Below are 20,323 nucleotides of genomic sequence, written 5' to 3' on the forward strand. Positions count from 1 at the left end.
TTCCGCCACCGCTGACATGGCCTCACATGAGGCATTTCCAACGATACGTGCGAGTAACACCCACACGCTGTGTACCTGAGCGCAATAGAGGTGCACACTACGCGTGACCGAGAGTTGCAACCCCTCGCCCGTCGATCGGGCCAGCGCTCTGGAAAGGAAGGACTCGCGAGTGTTCAGCCGCATTGCCATCGTGAACCGGGGAGAGGCCGCCATGCGCCTCATCAACGCCGTCCGAGACTTGGCCGCGGAGACTGCGCGGCCGATCGAAACCGTCGCACTGCACACCGATGTCGACCGGAACGCGACGTTCGTGCGCGAGGCCGACATCGCCTACGACCTCGGTCCGGCGTCCGCACGCCCGTACCTGGATCTGAAGGCGCTCGAACGTGCGTTGGTGGAGACCGAAGCCGACGCCGCTTGGGTCGGCTGGGGTTTCGTCGCGGAAGACCCGGCCTTCGCGGAGCTGTGCGAACAGATCGGAGTCACCTTCATCGGCCCCAGCCCGGACGCCATGCGCAAGCTCGGCGACAAGATCGGCGCGAAGCTGATCGCCGAGGAGGTCGGTGTGCCGGTCGCGCCTTGGAGCCGCGGTGCGGTCGAGACCGTGGAAGCCGCCCTGACAGCCGCAACCGAGATCGGTTACCCGCTGATGCTGAAGGCGACCGCAGGCGGCGGCGGGCGCGGCATTCGGGTGATCACGAACGACGCAGAGCTCGTCGATGCCTACGAGCGCACCCGGCAGGAGGCCGCGCGGGCGTTCGGCAGTGGCGTCGTATTCCTGGAGCGGCTGGTCACCGGCGCCCGGCATGTCGAGGTCCAGGTAATCGCCGACGGCCAGGGCACTGCGTGGGCGCTCGGCGTTCGCGACTGCTCGGTGCAGCGGCGCAACCAGAAGGTCATCGAGGAGTCCGCGTCACCGGTACTGCGTCCCGAGCAGGCAGCCGAGCTCAAGGCATCGGCCGAGCGGCTGGCTATCGCGGTCGACTATCGCGGTGCGGCGACCGTCGAGTTCCTCTACCACCCCGGTGACCAGCTCTTCGCATTCCTCGAGGTCAACACCCGCCTGCAGGTCGAACACCCGATCACCGAGTACACCACCGGGTTCGACCTCGTTCGGGCGCAGCTGTTGGTGGCCTCCGGCGGCCGGCTCGAAGGTGACCCGCCGGCCGAGCGCGGGCACGCCATCGAGGCCCGGCTCAACGCCGAAGACCCCGACCGCGACTTCGCGCCCGCCCCGGGCCGCATCGCGCGGCTGGACCTGCCCGCCGGGCCTGGCATCCGCGTCGACACCGGCGTCAGCGAGGGCGACACCATTCCCGCCGACTTCGACTCGATGATCGCCAAGATCATCGCCTACGGCCGTAACCGCGAGGAAGCGCTTGGCCGGCTGCGCCGGGCAATGGCGCAGACCAGGGTGATCATCGAGGGCGGCGCAACGAACAAGAGCTTCGTGCTCGACCTGCTGAACCAGCCCGAAGTGATCGACGCCAGCGCAGACACCGGCTGGATCGACCGCGTCCGCGGTGCGGGCCGGCTCGTGTCGCACCGACACTCCGCCATCGCGCTGGCCGCCGCCGCCATCGATGCCTATGAGGAGGAGGAGCGCGTCGAGCGGCACCGGCTGCTGTCCACGGCCTCCGGCGGACGTCCTCAGGTGCAACACGCAAGCGGCCGACCGCTCGACCTCAAACTGCGCGGCGTCGGCTACCGCGTACGCGTCGCACGCATCGGTGCGCACCGGTTCCGCATCGGTATCGAGGCGGGTGGCGATATCCGCACCGCCGACGTCGATCTCGAGCGCTTCGATCATCACACCGGGCAGATTCTGGTCAACGGCAGCAGGTACCGCCTGATCACCGGGACACACGGGCCGATCCACCTCGTCGATGTCGACGGTGTGACACATCGGATCAGCCGCGACGAGGGCGGCGTCGTCCGCTCACCCGCCCCCGCGCTGGTTGTCGCCACGCCGCTCGAGATCGGCGCCGAGGTCGAGGCGGGCGCGCCGGTGCTGGTGCTGGAGAGCATGAAGATGGAGACGGTGCTGCGCGCGCCGTTCAAGGCACGGCTCAAGGAATGCGTCGTGTCCGTCGGCACCCAGGTGGAGACCGGTGCACCGTTGCTGTGGCTCGAACCGCTCGCCGATGAGGACGAAGCCGAGGACACCACCGCGGTCGGGTCCGTCGAGCTGGACCTGCCCGTCCAGTCCGCGCAAGTCCAACCGCACGAGCGAACGACCCGCGGTCAGGAGGACCTGCGCAGCCTGCTGCTCGGGTTCGACGTCGACCCGCACGACGATCGCCGAGTGCTCGACGACTACCTCACCGCGCGCCGGGCGGCCTTGAAGGACGGCCATCGACCGCTCGCCGAGGAACTCGAACTCGTGGCGGTGTTCGCCGACCTCGCAGAACTGAGCCACAACCGCTCGTCGGATGAGGAGGGCAGCCACAGCCACGTCCACAGCGCCCGCGAGTACTTCCACACCTACCTGCAAAGCCTCGACGTCGAGCGGGCCGGGCTGCCGGAGTCGTTCCAAGCCAAGCTCGCCAACGCGCTCGGGCACTATGGTGTCACCGATCTGGAACGTTCGCCCGAACTCGAAGCCGCGGTCTTCCGGATCTTCCTCGCCCAGCAACGCCCATCCGACACCGTCACCGTCATCACGACGCTGCTGCGCGAGTGGCTGCAGGAGCCGATGCCGGATGCGGCGCTGCGCGAGCCCGTCGGCCTGGCGCTGGAGCGGCTGGTGGCCGCGACGCAGGTGCGCTTCCCCGTGATCGCCGACCTTGCCCGCGGTGTGGTGTACGCCTGGTACGGCCATCCGTTGCTGCGGCGTAATCGTGCTCGCGCATACACCAACATCCGCAGGCACCTGCGCCACCTGGACGCGCACCCGGACGCGCCCGATCGCGCCGAGCACATTGCCGACATGGTGCGCAGCACCGAGCCGCTGGTGCGGTTGCTCGGCCAACGGCTGGTGCGCGGCAACCTGGACAACACGGTCATGCTGGAGGTGCTGACCAGGCGGTACTACGGCAACAAGGGCCTCACCAGCGTTCGCACCCAAGACGTGGGCGGTTGCACATTTGTGATCGCGGAGCGCCGCGGTCTGAGCCTGGTGTCCGCGGCGGTGAGCTTCGACGCGCTCGGCACCGCGCTGCGCGGACTCACCGAAGTGGCGACCGGCGCCGCGTCCATCGACGCCGACATCTACCTCAGCTGGGAGAAGCAGCCAGGGGACTTCGACGCGATGGCAGCGGCGTTGCACGATGCCCTCAGCGCGCACCGGATGCCGAACCAGGTGCACCGGATCACCGCCACCGTCGCCGGTAGCGGCGGTGCGGTGATGCACCACCACTTCACCTTCCGCCCATCTGCCACCGGTATGGCCGAAGAGCGACTGATCCGCGGCCTGCACCCGTACATCGCGCAACGGATGCAGATGCAGCGGCTGCGCAAGTTCGACCTCACCCGCCTGCCGTCCTCCGACGACGAGGAGGTCTACCTGTTCCGATGCGTCGCGAAAGAGAACCCGGCGGACGACCGCCTCATCGCGTTTGCGCAGGTGCGTGACCTGGCGGCACTGCGCGAGCACGACGGCCGGCTGCTCGCGCTGCCGACCGCCGAGGCCACCATCGCCACCTGCCTCGACTCGATCCGCCGTGCGCAGTCGCAGCGGCCGTCGGCCAAACGCTTCAACACCAACCGCATCGTGATGTACATCTGGCCACCGATCGACGTCACCCCTGCCGAACTGGAAACGGTCGTCCAGCATGTGCGGCCGACGACCGCGGGCGCCGGGCTCGAGGAGATCCTGCTCATCGCACGCCAGCGCGATCCCAACACCGGCGAGCTGATCAAGGTGGCCGTGCATATCGGCATCGACGCCACCGAAGTGACCGTCGGCGAACGGTCCGACGAGCCGGTCGAGCCGATCGACGAGTACCGACAGAAAGTGCTGCGGGCCAGCAGCCGCAACACCGTGTACCCCTACGAGCTGACCGGTCTGCTCGGTGACTTCGCCGAATACGACCTCGACGCCGACCACACACTGGTGCCGGTCGACCGACCCAAGGGTCGCAACACCGCAGCGATCGTCGCGGGCGTGGTCACCACACCGACCCCGCAGCATCCACAGGGCATCACCAGGGTGATCCTGCTCGGTGATCCGACGAAGTCGCTGGGCGCACTGTCGGAACCGGAGTGCCGCCGCGTGATCGCCGCGTTGGACTTGGCCGAACGGATGCAGGTACCGCTGGAGTGGTATGCCTTGTCCTCCGGCGCTCGGATCTCCATGGCGTCGGGCACCGAGAACATGGACTGGGTGGCGGCTGCGCTCAAGCGGATCGTCGAGTTCACCCAGGACGGCGGTGAGATCAACATCGTGGTCGCAGGCATCAATGTCGGTGCACAGCCGTACTGGAACGCCGAAGCGACGATGCTCATGCACACCAAGGGCATCTTGGTCATGACGCCTGACTCCGCGATGGTGCTGACCGGCAAGCAGTCGCTGGACTTCTCCGGTGGTGTGTCGGCCGAGGACAACTTCGGCATCGGTGGCTACGACCGGGTGATGGGTCCGAACGGGCAAGCGCAGTACTGGGCGCCGAATCTGACCGCAGCGCGCGACGTGCTGATGTCGCACTACGACCACACCTACGTCGCACCGGGCGAGCAGGCGCCGCGGCGGTCGCAGACCAGCGACCCCGTCGAGCGGGATGTCTCCGACTTCCCGCACGTACTGGCGGACAGTGACTTCACCACCGTCGGCGAGATCTTCTCCGCCACCGCCAACCCGGACCGCAAGAAGCCCTTCGACATCCGGACCGTGATGCGGGCACTCTCCGACCAGGACCACCCAGTGCTGGAACGCTGGGCCGGCATGGCCGACGCCGAAACGGCAGTGGTGCAGGACGCGCATCTCGGCGGCATCCCGGTGTGCCTGCTCGGCATCGAGTCACGGGGGGTGCCGCGGCGCGGATTCCCGTCTACCGATGGCCCGGACACCTACACCGCGGGCACCCTGTTCCCGCAGTCGTCGAAGAAGGCCGCGCGGGCAATCAACGCGGCCAGTGGCAATAGGCCGCTGGTCGTGCTCGCAAACCTGTCGGGCTTCGACGGCTCGCCCGAATCGATGCGGAAGCTGCAGCTGGAGTACGGCGCCGAAATAGGCCGCGCGATCGTGAACTTCCAAGGCCCCATTGTGTTCTGCGTGATTTCGCGATACCACGGTGGTGCGTTTGTGGTGTTCTCGAAGGCGCTGAACCCGAATATGACCGTGCTCGCGCTGCAAGGCTCGTTCGCCTCGGTGCTCGGCGGTGCTCCGGCCGCGGCAGTGGTGTTCTCCGCTGAGGTCAACACGCGCACCGCGGCCGATCCCCGGGTGCGGGACCTGCAGGCGCGCGCCGCCAACGGATCCGGTACCGATCGCGCGGCCCTGACCGCGGAACTCGACGAGGTCCGATCGTCGGTCCGCGCGGAGAAGCTCGGCGATGTCGCCGCAGAGTTCGACCGCGTGCACAATATTCAGCGCGCTGTCGAGGTCGGTTCGGTCGACGCCATTATCAGCGCCTCCGAACTCCGCCCACGCATCATCGAGGCCATCGAGGCTCGTCTGCCCGGTAGCGCTTCCGGACTTCTTATCGACGATGCTCGTGGTCAGCAGGCTGAACTGGGGGCGGCCACCATTTGATTGTGTGACACAATTGAACTGGGAATGGTTGCGGCTGGTAACAGCCTGGACCCCACCGAGTTTCGCGCCGGTCGAAATTCGGTGGGGTGGACCCGTAGCCGCCGGTATCAGCGATCGGTGGACGCGGCGGTGGCATAGTCTGCCGCCGCAAAGCCGCCGATCACCCTGGGATCGGCGTGCGCGGACCTTCGCCGGTCGGTGCCGGAATACGTTGTCGAACCCTCGACGATCGCCCCGGATCCGCCTCGAGCCGTTCGTCGGCTTTCGTGGTGGTCAAGTTGATGACGTAATGCGCCGAAGGCGAATCAGGGTGCGCCGCATCGTGTTCCTGTAAATCGCCCGTGATAGTGGTCTGCCATTCCCGAAATTACGCGTCTCCTCGTATGTTTGGACAGGAGGATTCCGCGACACGACAATCCGGGTGGGTGACTACTTCGAGCGGCGGCGCATGGTGAGTACACCGGTGACCCATCCGATCACGAACATTGTCAGCAGGATCAGCCACATCGGTGAACGAATAGTGATCAACAGGAATTCGATGGAGACCTTGCTGCGGTTCTCGGCGACGAAGACGACCGCCAATACCGTCACCGCGAGGGCAAACCACTGCATTGGTGAGATACGGGCCAGTATCGAACGCTTCTCGGTGCTGTTCATGGCGAATCCCTCTGTACTAGTTGGTGTCGGATCGTTATTCGGCTGTGGTGAGCCTTGCCCGCAAGCTTCGACCAAAGTATGACGCGAGTCGCAATAGAAAATGCGCATTTGTGTAGAGCTGAATTTGTCCGGATTCACCGAGGGGGCCGGCGCGGATCCGTTCACGGCCGATCTGAAGAAATAAATATTCGAGCGTTGTGCCTATTGCGCCCGCTGCCAGCCGGTATCGTCGGCATCGTTCTTCGGAATTCCTACACCGAGTCGGATATCGCGACGATCCTGTCCGAATGGCATCGGTTGTCGCTGATGCTCAACCGGGTCACCAGAGCGATGGGCAGAGCCGACCTGCATCCGTTCACAATCCCCATGCCCGTCACGGCCGAGCTCGGATGCGTCTACGCCGTCATACGGTCCGGCGCCCCGTCGGTGGGGTCGACCTGAAAACGAAGCTGCCGCTACCGAGGTCTTCGGCCGGTTCTCAGTCCAGCGCCGGCACTATCTCACCGGATTCTCGGGCCGTGATCAGGGCTGAGGTTTTTCGCAGGTCCGATTCGGGTCGGATTCGTACCATCGAGCGCCGGTTCGCCCGCCGCCGTCCGCTCGTTCCGCGCAAGGGGGACGAGCGGACGGCCGCATGGGTCAGTTCATGTCCGCCGTATGGGGAAGATCGGTGACCGATGTGCCGACATGAAGGGTGAAGACTCCGGGCTCGGTTTCCCAGCCGTGCTCGGTCCAGTGCTCGAAAGCGCGCTGTGGCAGCTCGATGTCGATGGCGCGTGACTGTCCGGGTTCGAGGGTGACGGTGGTGAAGCCCGCGAGCCAGCGAACCGGGCGGTCGATGGCGCTGTCCGGTCGGGACAGGTATGCCTGGAAGACCTGCTTTCCGGTGCGGGCGCCGGTGTTGCGGACGGTGAGGGTGGCCGTGCGGCCGGAGACCGTCAGATCACTGGAGGACCAGGTGGTGTAGCCGAGTCCGTGCCCGAAGGGGTAGGCGGGTTCGATGCCGGCGCGCAGCCAGGCGCGGTAGCCGATATGGATGCCTTCGGTGTAGTCGAGGACGCCGTTCGCCGGCGTGGTGTCGAGGACGGGGACCTCGGCGATGGTCTTGGGCCAGGTGGTGGGCAGCCGCCCGCCGGGTTCGGCCACGCCGGTCAGGATTTCGGCGAGTGCGGTGCCGAACTCCTGGCCGGGGAACCAGGCCAGCAGTACGGCGGCGACATCGTTGCGCCACGGCATCTCTACCGGAGCGCCGGAATTGACCACCACGATGGTGCGCGGATTCACCGCGGCGACCGCGGCGACGAGTTCGTCCTGGCGGCCGGGCAGGCGTAGCGAGGTGCGGTCGCTGCCTTCGCTCTCGATGTGCTCGGTGGTGCCGACCACGACTACAGCGGCCTCGGCGGTGCGCGCCAATTCGATTGCGGCCGTGAACTCTTCATCCTCCGAGCGTTGCGGGCGCTTGATGCCCAGCGTGATGCCCATGACGACACCCAGACCCGGGATGGCCCCCTGGACGGTGACGGCGATCCGCACGTCGACTTCCTGGCCGACGGTGAGGGTCCGGGTCACCGACCGCTGCGGTGGGTTCAGCAGTGCCGCGGCCGGATCGCCCCCGGTCATCGTGACGTTCTCTTCGATCGCCACCGTTGCGTCGATATCCAGTCGCACCGGGCCGGTGCCACCGAAACCGATCTCCCATTCGCCCGCGACATCGGCGCGCACCCGCGCGTGCAATTCGATCAGCGTCGCCTCGGTAGCCAGGTCGTCACCGAGCATGATCACGGTGCCGGTCGCGCGGTGCCGGGTGCCGATCTCGGTCTCACCCGCGAAGTACCGCACATTCATTCCCGGCGTTTCGGTCTCGGGATCGGTGATCAGCTCGAGCGGGGCGGGGATCAACCCCTCGACCAAGCGGTAACCCGGCGTATGCGTCACCGACAGTACGGCCGCCAATCCGGCCAGGGGAGTGCTGATGTGATCCGGGATCACCGTCGCGCTGCCGCCGCCCATGATGCGCGGTTCCGTCGCGGCCGGGCCCAGCAATGCGACCGCGGTGTCCTGGCGTAGGGGAAGTGTTCCGTCGTTGTGCACCAGCACCATGGCCTGGGTGGTGATGTCGCGAACCACGTCGCGCATCTGACTTTCGGTGAAATACACGGTGGGCCTGGGTGATTCGTCCAGCGCGCCGACGCGGGCGGCGAATCGCAGGATCCGTCTCACCTTATCGTCGATCGCGGACTCGGGGACCGCACCGGACCGGATCGCCGCCAGCAGCGGCTCACCCCACAGCATCGGGGGGCCGGGCATGCAGAGATCGGTGCCCCCGGCCGCGCCCTCGGTACTGCGGACGGCACCCCAGTCGGACACCACCACGCCATCGAATCCCCATGCGCCCTTGAGTGGTTCGTCCAGCAGCGGATTCTCCGACATGGCGACGCCGTTCACGCCGTTGTAGGAGTCCATGATCATCCAGGAGCCGGCCTCGACGGCCCGTTCGAACGGGTACAGGTAGAGCTCACGCAGCGCGCGGTCGCTGACACGGACATCGACGGTGAAGCGGTCGGTCTCGGAGTCGTTGGCCACGAAGTGTTTCGGGCACGCGCTGACCCCGTGCTCCTGCACCGCCCTGACATAGGCGGCGGCCATCTCGCCACTGAGTACCGGGTCCTCGGAGAAGCATTCGAAGTGCCGCCCGCCCACCGGCGACCGGTGCAGATTGATGGTCGGTCCCAGCACCGCGTACACGTTCTTGCGCCGGGCCTCGGCGGCGATCAGCGCGCCGACTTCGTCGAGCAGCTGCGGATCCCAGGTCGCCGCCACGGCGGTCCCGGAGGGCAGGCTCACCGAGGGATCGCGCTCGTCCCAGTTCTCGCCGCGCACACCGGACGGGCCGTCCGATACCGGCATTTCGGCGAGCCCGATGGCGGGATCACCCGCCAGCCGGAACAAGCTTGCTCCGGAGATCAGTCGTAGCTTGCCGGGCAGATCGAGCTTTGCCAGCAGTTTCTCGATGCGGTCGTCCATATGAAAGTCCTAGTCGTCGGTCAGTTCGTGATGTTGCTGGCCTGATCGGCCCAGTGCGCGTTGCGCAGTATTTCGCCGGTGCCGGAGGCGAATGCGCTGCGCGCGTGGGAATCACCGCGCAGCCGGTCCATGAACCACGCGGTGAGGTAGCCGAGGTAGCCGTCCACACCGGCGGTGCACCCGTAGTTCGTGCACCCGGGCTGGCCCTGAATGTCGTTGTGGTTGGCGCCTATCAACGCTGCCTTGGCCTTGGGTAGCCCAGCGGGCATCGCATCGTAATAGCCCTGCATGGATTGCGGGCCGATCTGCTGCTGTGGCGCTGGCTGATTCGACGGGGAGATGGGGTCCGCGGTGGCGTTGACCAGCAGCACCGAGCCCGAGGTCAGTGTGGTGGGGTCGATGCAGATGTCCTGTCCGGGCACGAGCGGCAATGCCTTGCAGAGGGCCTGCAAGGGCATCTCGACGGTGACCGCCGTGGTGAGTGCGCCCCTCGAACGGGCGAGAGCGTTGAGCGCGCCCAATCCGCCCTGGGAGTGGCCCATTGCGCCCGCCGACCGGGTATCCACCTTCCCGTAGAAGACGCTGGCCGGATCACGGTCCTGCTCGGTCAGATAGGTCACCGCATCGAGCATTTGAGCACCCGTGCCGGTGCTGGTCATGTCCGGCGCGATCACTACGAAACCCCAGGAGGCCAGATGCGACAACAGGTAGTCGTACTGGCGAGGATGCGCGTCTGTGCCATCTCCCCAGGTGATGATCGGGTAGCGCGTCCCGGTCGCGCCCAGGTCCGCCGGGTACCAGATGTCGTAGCCATCGTGGGTGGATGTGCAGCAGTCGGTGCCGGTCCGCGTGGCTACCGGATGCGGACCCGCTTGGTAGTAGGTGGCTTCGACCGTTCCGGCGGGCTGATAGTCGGGGGCCGCCCAGGCCGGCGTCGCACCGGAGATCGCGGCGTAGGTCAGCGCGACTGCTGCGGCGAGGGCGTGGACACGGCTGCGCTGCCGCGTGGATTGTTGACTCACGGTCGCGGACGTTACGGTGGTCTGATCCGATCCGGGGCCGGGTGGATTGTTCTGCAGACAGCTGCAGACGAGCAGGAGCGGCGCCGATGAGCCGAGTGCTGCCACGATGGTGATGGATCGTCGGGACTGCGAGCCAGGAGTGACCTCATGATCTGCCCTCGCCCAGCGGGTGCCTTCTCCTGGAATCCGGTGGCACGGATCATCCGAGGGCTCGCCGGTACGGTGTGGATCGCTGTTAAATAACGTAACAGGTTACTATGTAATTGTGACCTCGGATACCCCGCGGCGTCCCGGGCGCCCACGTGACGCCGACAAGGACCTCGCCGTGCTCATTGCCGCGCGCCACTTGCTCGCCGAGGTCGGTTATCCGCAGACGACCGTCGTCGCGATTGCCAAGCGCGCCGGGGTGAACACTCCCGCTATCTATCGGCGCTGGCCGACCAGGCAGGCGCTGCTCGAGGAGGCCATCCACGGGCCGGGCGCGCACGCACTACCCGAGCCGACCGGGGATCTGCGCGCCGATCTGGCGACCTGGGTGCGCATATTCCTGGCCCGCGCGGACAGTCCCGCCGCCCGCGCCGGGGTGCCGGGACTGCTCGCCGATTCGCAGACCGAGGAGGCTCGCCGCCGGTTGCTGACCATCGGGGCTCCGGTGCGCAAGGCATTCGCGGAACTGCTCGGCGGCGCAGTCGACGATGGTCGGATAGCGCCGGGTACCGACCCGGACCTCCTCTTCGAAATTCTCTCCGGCACAACGACATTCCACGCCCTACTGCGCGTCGGCGGGCAGGTCGAGCCGTTCGTGTCGGGCCTGGCCGATGCCCTGTATGTTATGGCGTCCCAGGGCGTGGCGACTGGTCGCGCCTGAGTGTCACGCCCCGGCGGGAGTGGTGATGCCGACCGATGCCAGGGTGCGGTCGATGAGCGACTCGATGCGCTCCCGGGGCCAGTCCTCGGGATTCTCGACGGCGGCCACGGTGATGCCATAGACGGTGACCACCAATTGGTCTACGGCCGTGCGGGATACGCCGATGCGATCGAGAAGTTGGACAATCTGCAGTGCAAGATCGGCACCGCGGTGCAGTAGCGCCAGAATCCGGGTAGTCGCGACGAGCTCGTCGAGCAGTCTGGTAAGGACCAATTGCGCTGGGTCGCAGATCGTTTCGCTGGTATTCACACGTGTCCCGTAGATATCGCACACGGGTTGTGTCCCAAAGGGTGTGGTGTGCGAGCTGCGGGTTCCAGAAGATGGTCGGCGTGGCTGTCGCTGGGACTCGAATGATCGTTTTCGCCCAGTTCGGGATCAGGCGGTTGTCGATTGTGTGGGTCGGATTGGTGGCGTGCAGCAGGTTGCTGCGGTGGTGACGTTGTCGGCACGCCGGGATGTCTGCTCGAGGTTGGCTGCGGATGCGATGTCGTGGGCGTGGCGCAGGAAGGCGGTTAGAGCTGGGGATTCGGTTTCCGGCAGCCAGGCGCGGCTGCGAGGGAGTCAAGCGGCTTGTCTGGTCAGTTCCAGGCGTCTGTCCATGTCCAGCAGGAATCTGCTGTAAGGGGTCACTTTCGGAGGTGCCCGACCGCAGCGCGGTCGCGTATTCGACCATCTGGTCGTACTGCGGACCGATCGCCGGGGATTCCGAAAATGGGCCGGGTTGCGTAACCGAAAGCAGGCGTGATCTGGAACACCCCCCAATAACGTAACATGCTACTATGTAATAGTGGAAAGAGAATTTCAGCCACCCTCCGAGGCTCGATGAAGGTCGATCTGCAGCTGGACGGACGACCCGGCGAAATGGCCGCTCGGGCGGCCGAATTGGTCGCATGCGGCGCCGACGGACTGTTCACCTTCGAGGGCGCGCACGATGCCTTCCTGCCGCTGGCCCTGGCGGCGGGCGCGGAACCGGTCGATCTGATGACCAATGTCGCCATCGCGCTGCCGCGCAGCCCGCTGCATCTGGCGCACGCAGCCTACGATCTACACCTGCTCAGCGGCGGCCGGTTCCGGCTGGGGCTGGGCTCGCAAACCCGAACGCACATCGAAAAGCGTTACGGTGGTGAGTGGTCGCGGCCGGCGGCGCGGATGCGGGAAGCGGTGCTGGCGGTCAAGGCGATCCTCGGTGCCTGGCAACACGGCACGGCACTGCGCTTCGAGGGTGAATTCACCCGGCATACCCTCATGCCGCCGACCTTCGACCCCGGGCCCAATCCCTATGGGCTACCGAAGATCTGCCTCGGCGCGCTGGGTCCGATCATGACCCGAGTGGCCGCCGAAGTCGCCGACGGGTTGTTGGTCATGCCGTTCAACAGCGCCCGCCACTTCCGCGAGCGCACCCGGCCCGCCATTGCGGAGGGCCTCGAGCGCGCCGGTCGCGACGCCGCGGAGCTGGCGATCTACCCGCAGGTAGTGGTCGCGACCGGTCGGACCGCGGTAGAACTGGACGCCGCCGCCCACGGCGCTCGCCGATTGCTCGCCTTCTACGGATCGACTCCGGCCTACCGTTCGGTGCTCGACGTGGAGGGGTGGGGAGATCTGCAACCGGAATTGAACGCCCTGTCGAAGCGGGGCGAGGTCACCGCGATGACCGAGCTCATCGATCACCGGATGCTCCGGACGCTGGCCGTCCACGGCACACCCGAAGACTGCGCTGCCGCCATCGTGGCTCGCTTCGGTGCCTACGCCGACCGGATCTGCTGCTATTTCCCGGGATACGAGGTCGACGCCGCACACGTCATGGACCTGATCGCCGCGCTGCAGGCCGCTTCATGAGCGGCCTGCGCGTCGAAATTGACGGCGGGGTGGCGGTTTTGACTCTGGACCGCCCACAGCGCCGCAATGCCTTCACCAGTGCCATGGGGCGCGCGCTCGGGCAGGCGTACCGCGACCTCGACGCCGACGATGCGGTGCGGGTGCTCGTGCTGACCGGTGCCGCTCCTGCCTTCTGTGCCGGAGCGGACCTGTCCGGCGGTGCGGACACCTTCGAAAGTCCCGATGGCAGCACATTTTCCGCCTCTCCGGTCGATCCGCCCGCATTCGCGCTACGGAAACCGGTGATCGCCGCCGTGAACGGGCACGCCATCGGCATCGGCATGACGCTGGCCATGCAGGCCGACATTCGCCTCGTCGCCGCCGACGCCCGCTACGCCATTCCGCAGGTGCGGCTCGGCGTCCTCCCCGATGCGATGGCGCACTGGACGGTGGCCCGCGTCGCGGGCCTGGCGGTAGCGGCGGACATTCTGTTGTCCGGCCGGACATTCGACGGTCACGAGGCAGTCCGCCTCGGGCTGGCCAGCCGCTGCCTGCCCGCTGCCGAGGTACTCCCTGCCGCCCTCGAACTGGCCCGGGACATGGCGGTCAATGTCGCCCCCCTCTCCGCAGCGCTGAGCAAAAGACTGTTGTGGGACACCGCGATTCGCGGCTATCACCCCACCCGCGTCGCCGATCTCGAAACCGAGCTGCATCTGCGGGTCATGGGTCGCCCCGACGCCGCCGAAGGCGTGCGCGCCCGCCTCGAACATCGCGAACCGGTCTGGTCGGCACGACTGTCGGCCGAATGGAAGGACCTACCAGAGGCATGATCATCTCTCCCCATCCTGGCGGAGCGGCACGGACTACCGACGAGGTGCTCGACGGCGTCGATCTCAGCGGGCGCACTGCCCTGGTGACGGGGGCGACCAGTGGGCTAGGGGCGGAGACCGCCCGATCCCTGGCCGCCGCCGGGGCCACCGTGGTACTCGCCGCCCGCGACTTCGACGCCGCGGTCGATCGCGCTCGCCGGATCCGCGAGCGGCACCCGAACGCCGACCTGGACGTCATCGGCCTGGACCTGACCGATCTGAACAGCGTGCTCGCCGCCGCGGGCATTCTCGCACTACGGCGCACCGGTCTCGATCTGCTCATCAACAACGCCGGGGTGATGTACCCGCCGCTCATCCGGACCGGTGGCGGATTCGAATTACAGTTCGCCACAAACCATCTCGGGCACTTCTTCCTCACCACCCAACTGCTCCCGGTGCTGGCAGCCACCGGCGTGCGGACCGGACGTCCGGCGCGGGTGATCACGCTCTCCTCCGACGCACACCGTGCCTATGCGATCGACCTGCAGGACCCGCACTGCTGGAAGCGCCCGTACGACAAGTTCGTCGCCTACGCCCAATCGAAGGCGGCGAATGTGCTGATGACCGTCGAATTGCAGCGGCGGCTGGCTGCGGCTCCGGTCGCCGCCTACGCCGTGCACCCGGGTGTCTGCGTGACAGGGTTGGCCCGCTTCATGTCTCGCGACGACTTCGCCGAGATGCGGCGGCTCAGTGCCGGTGCTCCGGATCGGCTGGCCCACCCGAAATCGGTCGAGCAGGCCGCGGCGACCTCGGTGTGGGCCGCGACCGCGGCGGAACTCGATGCGCATCGGGGCGCGTACCTGGCCGATTGCGAGATCGGCCGGGCCGCCGACCACGCCACTGACCCGGACGCGGCCATGGCGTTGTGGGAACTGTCCACCCGGCTGACTGCCCCCCATTGACGACGAGTTCGTCTCCAGTACTTACGAATTCGTATCTCAGGAGCACTTCGATGTCCCTTGCCGTAGACGCCGATCAGCGCGCGCTGGCCGAGTCGGTCGCCGCGTTCGCCCGCAAGATCGCCCCACTGTCGCAGACCCGCGATCACCTTCATCATTACGCGGTCGGGGGAATGCCCGCCGAAGTCTGGGACGCGCTGTGTGAGCAGGGCCTGCACAATCTGCACCTGCCCGCGGCGAACGGGGGCGACGAGTGCGGACTGGCGACGCTTGCGGTTGTCATCGAGCAATTGGGCGCGGCATTGTTCCCCGGCCCGTACCTGTCCACCGTGACCGCGAGCGCGCTGGCAATGCTCGCGGCGTCCGGCTCGAAACGGCTGCTGGAAGACTTCAGCGCCGGCATGACCGGCGCGGTGGTCACCGGGACCGCGCTGCGGGCGACCCAGCACCCGGACGGCTGGGTGGTGTCCGGCCTTTCCGATCCGGTGCTCGGATTGCCGGCCGGACGACGTCTGGTAGTGCGCGCCGAGATCGACGGCAATCCTGGTGTGAGCATGTGGTTCTGGCTCACATCCGCCGACACGAATGCCTCGGTACCGGTGATCGGGGTCGAAGCGGTCGACCTGACCCGTTCGGTCGGCCGCGCCGAATTCGATGCCTACCCGGTGCCCGCGGCGCAGGTGCTGGAGGGCATCGATCCGGCCGCGGCGCAGCTGTGGATGACCGCGCTGCTGGCGGCCGAAGCCACCGGTGTCTGCACCTGGTTCTTGGATACCGTCGTCGAATACGTCGGCATGCGACAACAATTCGGCCGTCCGATCGGCAGTTTCCAAGCCGTCCAGCACAAGGCGGCGCTCATGCTGGTCCGCGCCGAAGTGACCGCCGCGGCCACCTGGGACGCGGCGCGCGCCGAAACCCAGACCACCGATCAGCAACGCCTCGCCGCCGCGCACGCCGCAGTGACCGCCGTACCCGCCGGAGTCGACCAGGCGTTGGATTGCGTCAGCCTGCTCGGCGGCATCGGATTCACCTGGGAACACGACGCACACCTGTATTGGCGACGGGCGATCAGCCTCGCCGCGGCCGGCGGTGGAGCCGATCACTGGGCCCGCGAACTGGGGGAGCGGTCGCTGGGCGCCGAGCGTGACTTCTCCTTCGTCGCACCGGAATCGCTGCCCGAACTGCGCGCCCGGGTCGGGGGCGTTCTGGACGAGGTGGCCGCCATGCCCGACGACGAAGTACCGTCCGCCGGTTGGGCGCCGGCACGCGGCGCGGCCCGCCGGGCCCGGCTGGTTACCGACGGCTTGGTGGCACCGCATTACCCGCACCCCTACGGACTTGGTGCGGGCCCGGCCGAACAGGCGGTAATCGCAGAGGAATTCGCCCGCCGCGATCTCACCCAACCCGAACTGGGCATCGGTGGCTGGGTACTCCCGACTCTGATCGAACACGGCAGCTCTGAGCAGCGCGACCGGTTCGTCTCCGACACCCTGTGCGGCCGCATCATCTGGTGCCAACTGTTCTCCGAACCCGGTGCGGGCTCGGACCTGGCCGGATTGTCCACTGCCGCAAGAAAAGTCGAGGACGGTTGGTTGCTGACCGGCCAAAAGGTGTGGAACTCCCAAGCGCAAGCGGCGGATTGGGCAGTCTGCCTGGCTCGAACGGATCCCGCCGCGCCGAAACACGTCGGCCTGACCTACTTCCTGGTCCGCATGGACAGCGCAGGAATCGACGTACGACCGCTTCGGCAGGCCACCGGCATCTGGGAATTCAACGAGGTGTTCCTCGACGAGGTGTTCGTCCCCGACAGCCACGTGGTCGCCAACCCCGGTGACGGCTGGCGAATCGCCGTCACCACCCTCTCCAACGAACGACTCACCATGGGATCGGCCACCTTCGGCCACGGCTCGAGCGCCCTGGTGCGCCGTCTACTCGACTCCGGTGACCACGCGGGCTCCCGCGACGACGCGGTGCGCGTGCTCGGCCGGAATACCGCCCTCGAACTCTCGGTCGCGGCACTGAATCTGCGCAATGCCTTTGCCCGTCTCAACGGCGTCGCCGACGGCAACAGTGCCGGCACCAGCGTCCGTAAGGTCTGGCACGCCATCGCCCAGCGAGAAGCCTCCCGCGCGCTGATCTCGATCCTCGGCCCACGCGCCGCCGTCGGCTACCCCGACCAGCCCTACACCTTCGACTTCCTCGGCCTGCCCGCGATCCTCTTCGGTGGCGGCACCATCGAGATTCAGCTCAACATCATCGCGCGACGCGTACTGGGCCTGCCCCGGTGACAGCGTATTCGGTGGACACCCTGAATTCTGCGTGGTCGGGCAGCGATGGCCGGGCGGGCCGCCTCAGGAGCGCGACGTGGTAGTCGCGGCCACCGCGACCAGGGCGTCGGCGATCTGCGCGCAGAATGCGTCGGCGTCATCGGTGCCGTGCGTGAGCGCCCGGAACAGGGTTGCACCGCGCAGTAGTTCGAACACCGCGTCGGCATCACAGTCGGGCGCGGCCTGACCCGAGTCCGCCGCGACGGTCAGCAACTCTTGCAGCGCTTCGCGGGTGGGTAGCTCGCCGCGATCGAGCAGGCGGCGGTAGCTGTCGTGGTCGTTGTGATACTCCGAGAGCAGGCCCGGTATGGCCGAGCGGGCCGCCGGATGCGCGGAAGCGGCCAGGAACAGGCGGGTCCAGGCCAGCAGATCCGCGCGCAGATCGCCGCTCGGATGGGGGTGGTTGAACTCGTCCAGGGCGAAGATCGCGTCCTCCACCAGCGCCCGCTTGCTCGGCCAGCGGCGGTAGATCGAGGTGGTGACCACGCCCGCCCGGCGTGCCACCGCGGCAATGGTTGTGGCCTGATAACCCGCACTGACCAGCAGTTCCTGCGTGGCGCTGAGCACCTGCGCATCCAGTTGCGGGTCACGCGGGCGACCCGGGCCGGAACGGGTCCGCGGGGGTGCGCTCACGGAACTCTCCCATCGGGACGAAAAGAAATTCTGCGAATGAGGTTACATCTAGAACAGGTTTCAAATACGCTATGGCCCGTATTCTAATTGTGTGGCCGCGGCCACATGCACCGAGAGGTACTCGTCGATGTTGACGCCACAGGACGAACTGCTCTGCCACCAGCTGCCCACCACCTTCGACCACGTCCAGCAGAGCGATCTGCGTTGGACCGAGCGGGTGGTGATGTACGGGTTCGACACCACCGGCCGGGTGAGTGTGATGACCGGTATGGCGCGCTACCCCAACCGTAATCTCATCGACGCCTACGCCATGATCACCATCGGCGACAAGGCGCACGTGGTGCGTATGTCCCAGCAGATCGACGGCCGCTACGACGGGCTCGGCTCCTGGCAGGTCGGGCCGTTCACCTACGAGATCATCGAGCCACTGCACAAGGTGCGCGCCACCCTCGCCGACAATGAGCATGGCATCGAGCTGCAGCTCGAGTTCGACGCGCAATTCCCGGCTTACGAGCAGGAGCCGGCCTTCTTCCGCACCCGCGGCCGCGTGCGTGAGGACGCCCGTCGCTACTACCAGAACGGCCGCATCTCCGGCTGGTTGGAGGTGGAGGGCGAGCGGATCGAGATCGATCCCGAGACCTGGTGGTTCGGTCGCGATCACTCGTGGGGCACCCGGCACGGCGGTGGCGGCGGTGCCATCAATGAGGGCGGCGGCATTCTGCAGCCCAGTGAGATTCCGGACGGTGTCCTCTACTACATGGGCATCTTCCAATTCGAGGACGAGCTGGTGCATTTCGCACAGCGTGAGACCCCCGAGGGCCACCGCTGGCACTTCGAGGGCACGGTGCTCGCGCCGCTCGGCTCCGATGCGCAGCCGCAGCCGGTGCGCGACGCCGGACACGATCTGACCTTCCGCGACGATTTCCGTGTTGTCAGTGGCGGCACGTTCACCATCGTGGACGCCGCGGGCAAGACTCGGGAATTCACCATCACTCCCGTTTCCGACTTCTGGCCGGGTATTGCGGGATACGACTTCTACCGGGGCTACGCCTCCGGCATCTGGAAGGGCGAGGGCTGGAGCGACAGCTTCGTCGCCGACCTCACCGACACCAAGGACCTGAAGCAAGCCAGCATGCTCAGCGAGACCTTCTGCCGCGTCGAGACCGAGGGCAAGGTCGGCTACGGCCTGGTCGAAATGGTCTTCATGGGGCGCAACGAGCGCTACGGGTACGGAGGGTACTGAACTTGAGCACCACTAGACTGCCGGCAGAGCGGCTGGCGGCGGCACTGGAACCTGCTGTGCACCGGAACTTCCCGCTGTCCGGCGGCGCCCAGGTCCGCAATTTCCAACGCACCGATCGTGGATTCGCGACCGAGACCTACACGTTCGAGGTCGTGGACGAAAACGGGCCGCTGCCACTGGTTTTCCGGCGTCCACCGGAGATGGCGCTGTTTCCCGACTACGATCTGCTGCGGCAGGTGCTGGTCATGCAGCGGCTGGCCGACACCGATATCCCCGTCGCCACGCCGATCTGGCTGGACCGGGAAGGCAGCGATCTCGGCAGCCCGTACTTCGTGATGAACCGGCTCACGGGCGAAGCGCCCAGCGACTTTCCCTCATATCATGTGGCGGGCAACTACTTCGAGGCCACGCCGGAGCAGCGTGAGCGCATGTGGTGGGGGTGTGTCGACACCATCGCCGATATCCACCGATTGGATTGGCGGGCACTGCGACTCGACTTTCTGGCGCTGCCACAGCACGGCAGCAGCCCGGTCGAGCAGATCGTCAACTACCTGGACTCGGCGCTGGGCTGGGCCACGACGGGCGATCAACCCGAGACCTATCGGCGGGCCATCGCCTATCTGCGGGCCAACCTCTATGAGCCCGAGCACATCACGCTCTGCTGGGGTGATGCCCGCATGTCGAACATTCTGTACGACAAGGACTTCCGGGTCAGCGGCGTATTGGACTGGGAGATCGCCTACCTCGGCGATCACGAGGCCGACCTGGCCTGGCTGCTGTTCTTGGACTGGGCCAGCAGCGAATTCGAGGGTCGTGCGCCGCTGCCCGGCACACCGACCCGCGAGGAGACCATCGCCTTCTACGAGAAGCGCACCGGGATGCCGGTCCACAATCTCCGGTACAACGAGATCCTGGCGGCCGTGCTGCTGTCGGTTCCCCTGCTGCGTATGGCCAATCGTATACAGCTACCGCCGGAGATGAACATCACCGGCTTCTGCACTACCCGCATCGAGCAGCTGCTGTCCTGATCCGCGGACCGACGTTCGTGGAGGAAGAAGTAGCCGACTCCGAAAGGCCTCCGCCCCGGGGCCGGCACCCGGGACGGAGTTCTTCTCTCGTGTGGTGACCAGGCGGTATGAAGGACCCATGCAGAAGCATGCATCAGAGGAACATAATCGCTCACCGCATCCTCGGACTGCACCGATGACAACCTC

At 66.8% G+C, this 20,323-nt stretch carries 14 protein-coding genes; 9 read left to right on the forward strand and 5 right to left on the reverse strand.

What is annotated here, in order from left to right:
* Positions 1-169 precede the first annotated feature (169 nt).
* Entirely contained in the window at positions 170-5,692 is a 5,523-nt protein-coding gene (locus tag OHQ90_RS18770) for an ATP-binding protein (RefSeq protein ID WP_328412230.1), read from the forward strand.
* Between the two features lie 429 nt (positions 5,693-6,121).
* Here the strand turns inward: OHQ90_RS18770 and OHQ90_RS18775 are convergent, their stop codons facing one another.
* The gene (locus OHQ90_RS18775; RefSeq protein WP_328412232.1) at positions 6,122-6,349 is read right to left on the reverse strand and encodes a hypothetical protein; all 228 of its coding nucleotides are present in this window, start codon (positions 6,347-6,349) and stop codon (positions 6,122-6,124) included.
* A 204-nt stretch (positions 6,350-6,553) separates the two neighbouring features.
* Here OHQ90_RS18775 and OHQ90_RS18780 point away from each other — a divergent pair, with 204 nt between their 5' ends.
* Positions 6,554-6,790, forward strand: a complete 237-nt coding sequence (locus OHQ90_RS18780) for a putative zinc-binding metallopeptidase (RefSeq protein WP_328412234.1) — start codon at positions 6,554-6,556, stop codon at positions 6,788-6,790.
* A gap of 198 nt (positions 6,791-6,988) precedes the next feature.
* On the opposite strand, the gene OHQ90_RS18785 is transcribed toward OHQ90_RS18780, so the two are convergent.
* Together OHQ90_RS18785 and OHQ90_RS18790 are read right to left on the reverse strand one after the other, a co-directional pair.
* Positions 6,989-9,373 (reverse strand): glycoside hydrolase family 3 C-terminal domain-containing protein, encoded by a 2,385-nt coding sequence (locus OHQ90_RS18785; RefSeq protein WP_328412236.1) that lies wholly within the window; start codon positions 9,371-9,373, stop codon positions 6,989-6,991.
* A gap of 20 nt (positions 9,374-9,393) precedes the next feature.
* Entirely contained in the window at positions 9,394-10,395 is a 1,002-nt protein-coding gene (locus OHQ90_RS18790; protein WP_328412238.1) for a poly(ethylene terephthalate) hydrolase family protein, read from the reverse strand.
* A 265-nt stretch (positions 10,396-10,660) separates the two neighbouring features.
* On the opposite strand from OHQ90_RS18790, the gene OHQ90_RS18795 reads away from it, so the two are divergent.
* Positions 10,661-11,263, forward strand: coding sequence for a TetR/AcrR family transcriptional regulator (locus tag OHQ90_RS18795; RefSeq protein WP_328412240.1), 603 nt, complete (start codon positions 10,661-10,663; stop codon positions 11,261-11,263).
* Positions 11,264-11,266: 3 nt separating this feature from the next.
* On the opposite strand, the gene OHQ90_RS18800 is transcribed toward OHQ90_RS18795, so the two are convergent.
* On the reverse strand, positions 11,267-11,572 hold the full coding sequence (locus OHQ90_RS18800; RefSeq protein WP_328412242.1) for a hypothetical protein: 306 nt from the start codon (positions 11,570-11,572) through the stop codon (positions 11,267-11,269).
* A 573-nt stretch (positions 11,573-12,145) separates the two neighbouring features.
* Here OHQ90_RS18800 and OHQ90_RS18805 point away from each other — a divergent pair.
* The 4 genes from OHQ90_RS18805 to OHQ90_RS18820 are packed head-to-tail and all read left to right on the forward strand — an operon-like array spanning position 12,146 to position 17,194.
* On the forward strand, positions 12,146-13,159 hold the full coding sequence (locus tag OHQ90_RS18805) for a TIGR03617 family F420-dependent LLM class oxidoreductase (RefSeq protein ID WP_328412244.1): 1,014 nt from the start codon (positions 12,146-12,148) through the stop codon (positions 13,157-13,159).
* Positions 13,156-13,968, forward strand: a complete 813-nt coding sequence (locus tag OHQ90_RS18810) for an enoyl-CoA hydratase/isomerase family protein (RefSeq protein ID WP_328412246.1) — start codon at positions 13,156-13,158, stop codon at positions 13,966-13,968. The genes OHQ90_RS18805 and OHQ90_RS18810 overlap by 4 nt, the downstream gene beginning before the upstream one ends.
* Positions 13,965-14,909, forward strand: coding sequence for an SDR family NAD(P)-dependent oxidoreductase (locus OHQ90_RS18815; RefSeq protein WP_328412248.1), 945 nt, complete (start codon positions 13,965-13,967; stop codon positions 14,907-14,909). The genes OHQ90_RS18810 and OHQ90_RS18815 overlap by 4 nt, the downstream gene beginning before the upstream one ends.
* Positions 14,910-14,959: 50 nt before the next feature.
* Positions 14,960-17,194 (forward strand): acyl-CoA dehydrogenase, encoded by a 2,235-nt coding sequence (locus tag OHQ90_RS18820; protein ID WP_328412250.1) that lies wholly within the window; start codon positions 14,960-14,962, stop codon positions 17,192-17,194.
* Positions 17,195-17,257: 63 nt separating this feature from the next.
* Here OHQ90_RS18820 and OHQ90_RS18825 read toward each other — a convergent pair whose 3' ends face one another.
* Positions 17,258-17,866, reverse strand: coding sequence for a TetR/AcrR family transcriptional regulator (locus tag OHQ90_RS18825; protein WP_328412252.1), 609 nt, complete (start codon positions 17,864-17,866; stop codon positions 17,258-17,260).
* A 127-nt stretch (positions 17,867-17,993) separates the two neighbouring features.
* On the opposite strand from OHQ90_RS18825, the gene OHQ90_RS18830 reads away from it, so the two are divergent.
* Both OHQ90_RS18830 and OHQ90_RS18835 read left to right on the forward strand, forming a co-directional pair.
* Positions 17,994-19,109: a DUF7064 domain-containing protein gene (locus OHQ90_RS18830; RefSeq protein WP_328412254.1), complete on the forward strand. Its 1,116-nt coding sequence runs from the start codon at positions 17,994-17,996 to the stop codon at positions 19,107-19,109.
* A gap of 2 nt (positions 19,110-19,111) precedes the next feature.
* Entirely contained in the window at positions 19,112-20,137 is a 1,026-nt protein-coding gene (locus OHQ90_RS18835; protein WP_328412256.1) for a phosphotransferase family protein, read from the forward strand.
* Positions 20,138-20,323 lie beyond the last annotated feature (186 nt).

Origin of the sequence: Nocardia sp. NBC_00403 (genome assembly GCF_036046055.1) — a bacterium.
In the GTDB taxonomy this organism is placed as follows: domain Bacteria; phylum Actinomycetota; class Actinomycetes; order Mycobacteriales; family Mycobacteriaceae; genus Nocardia.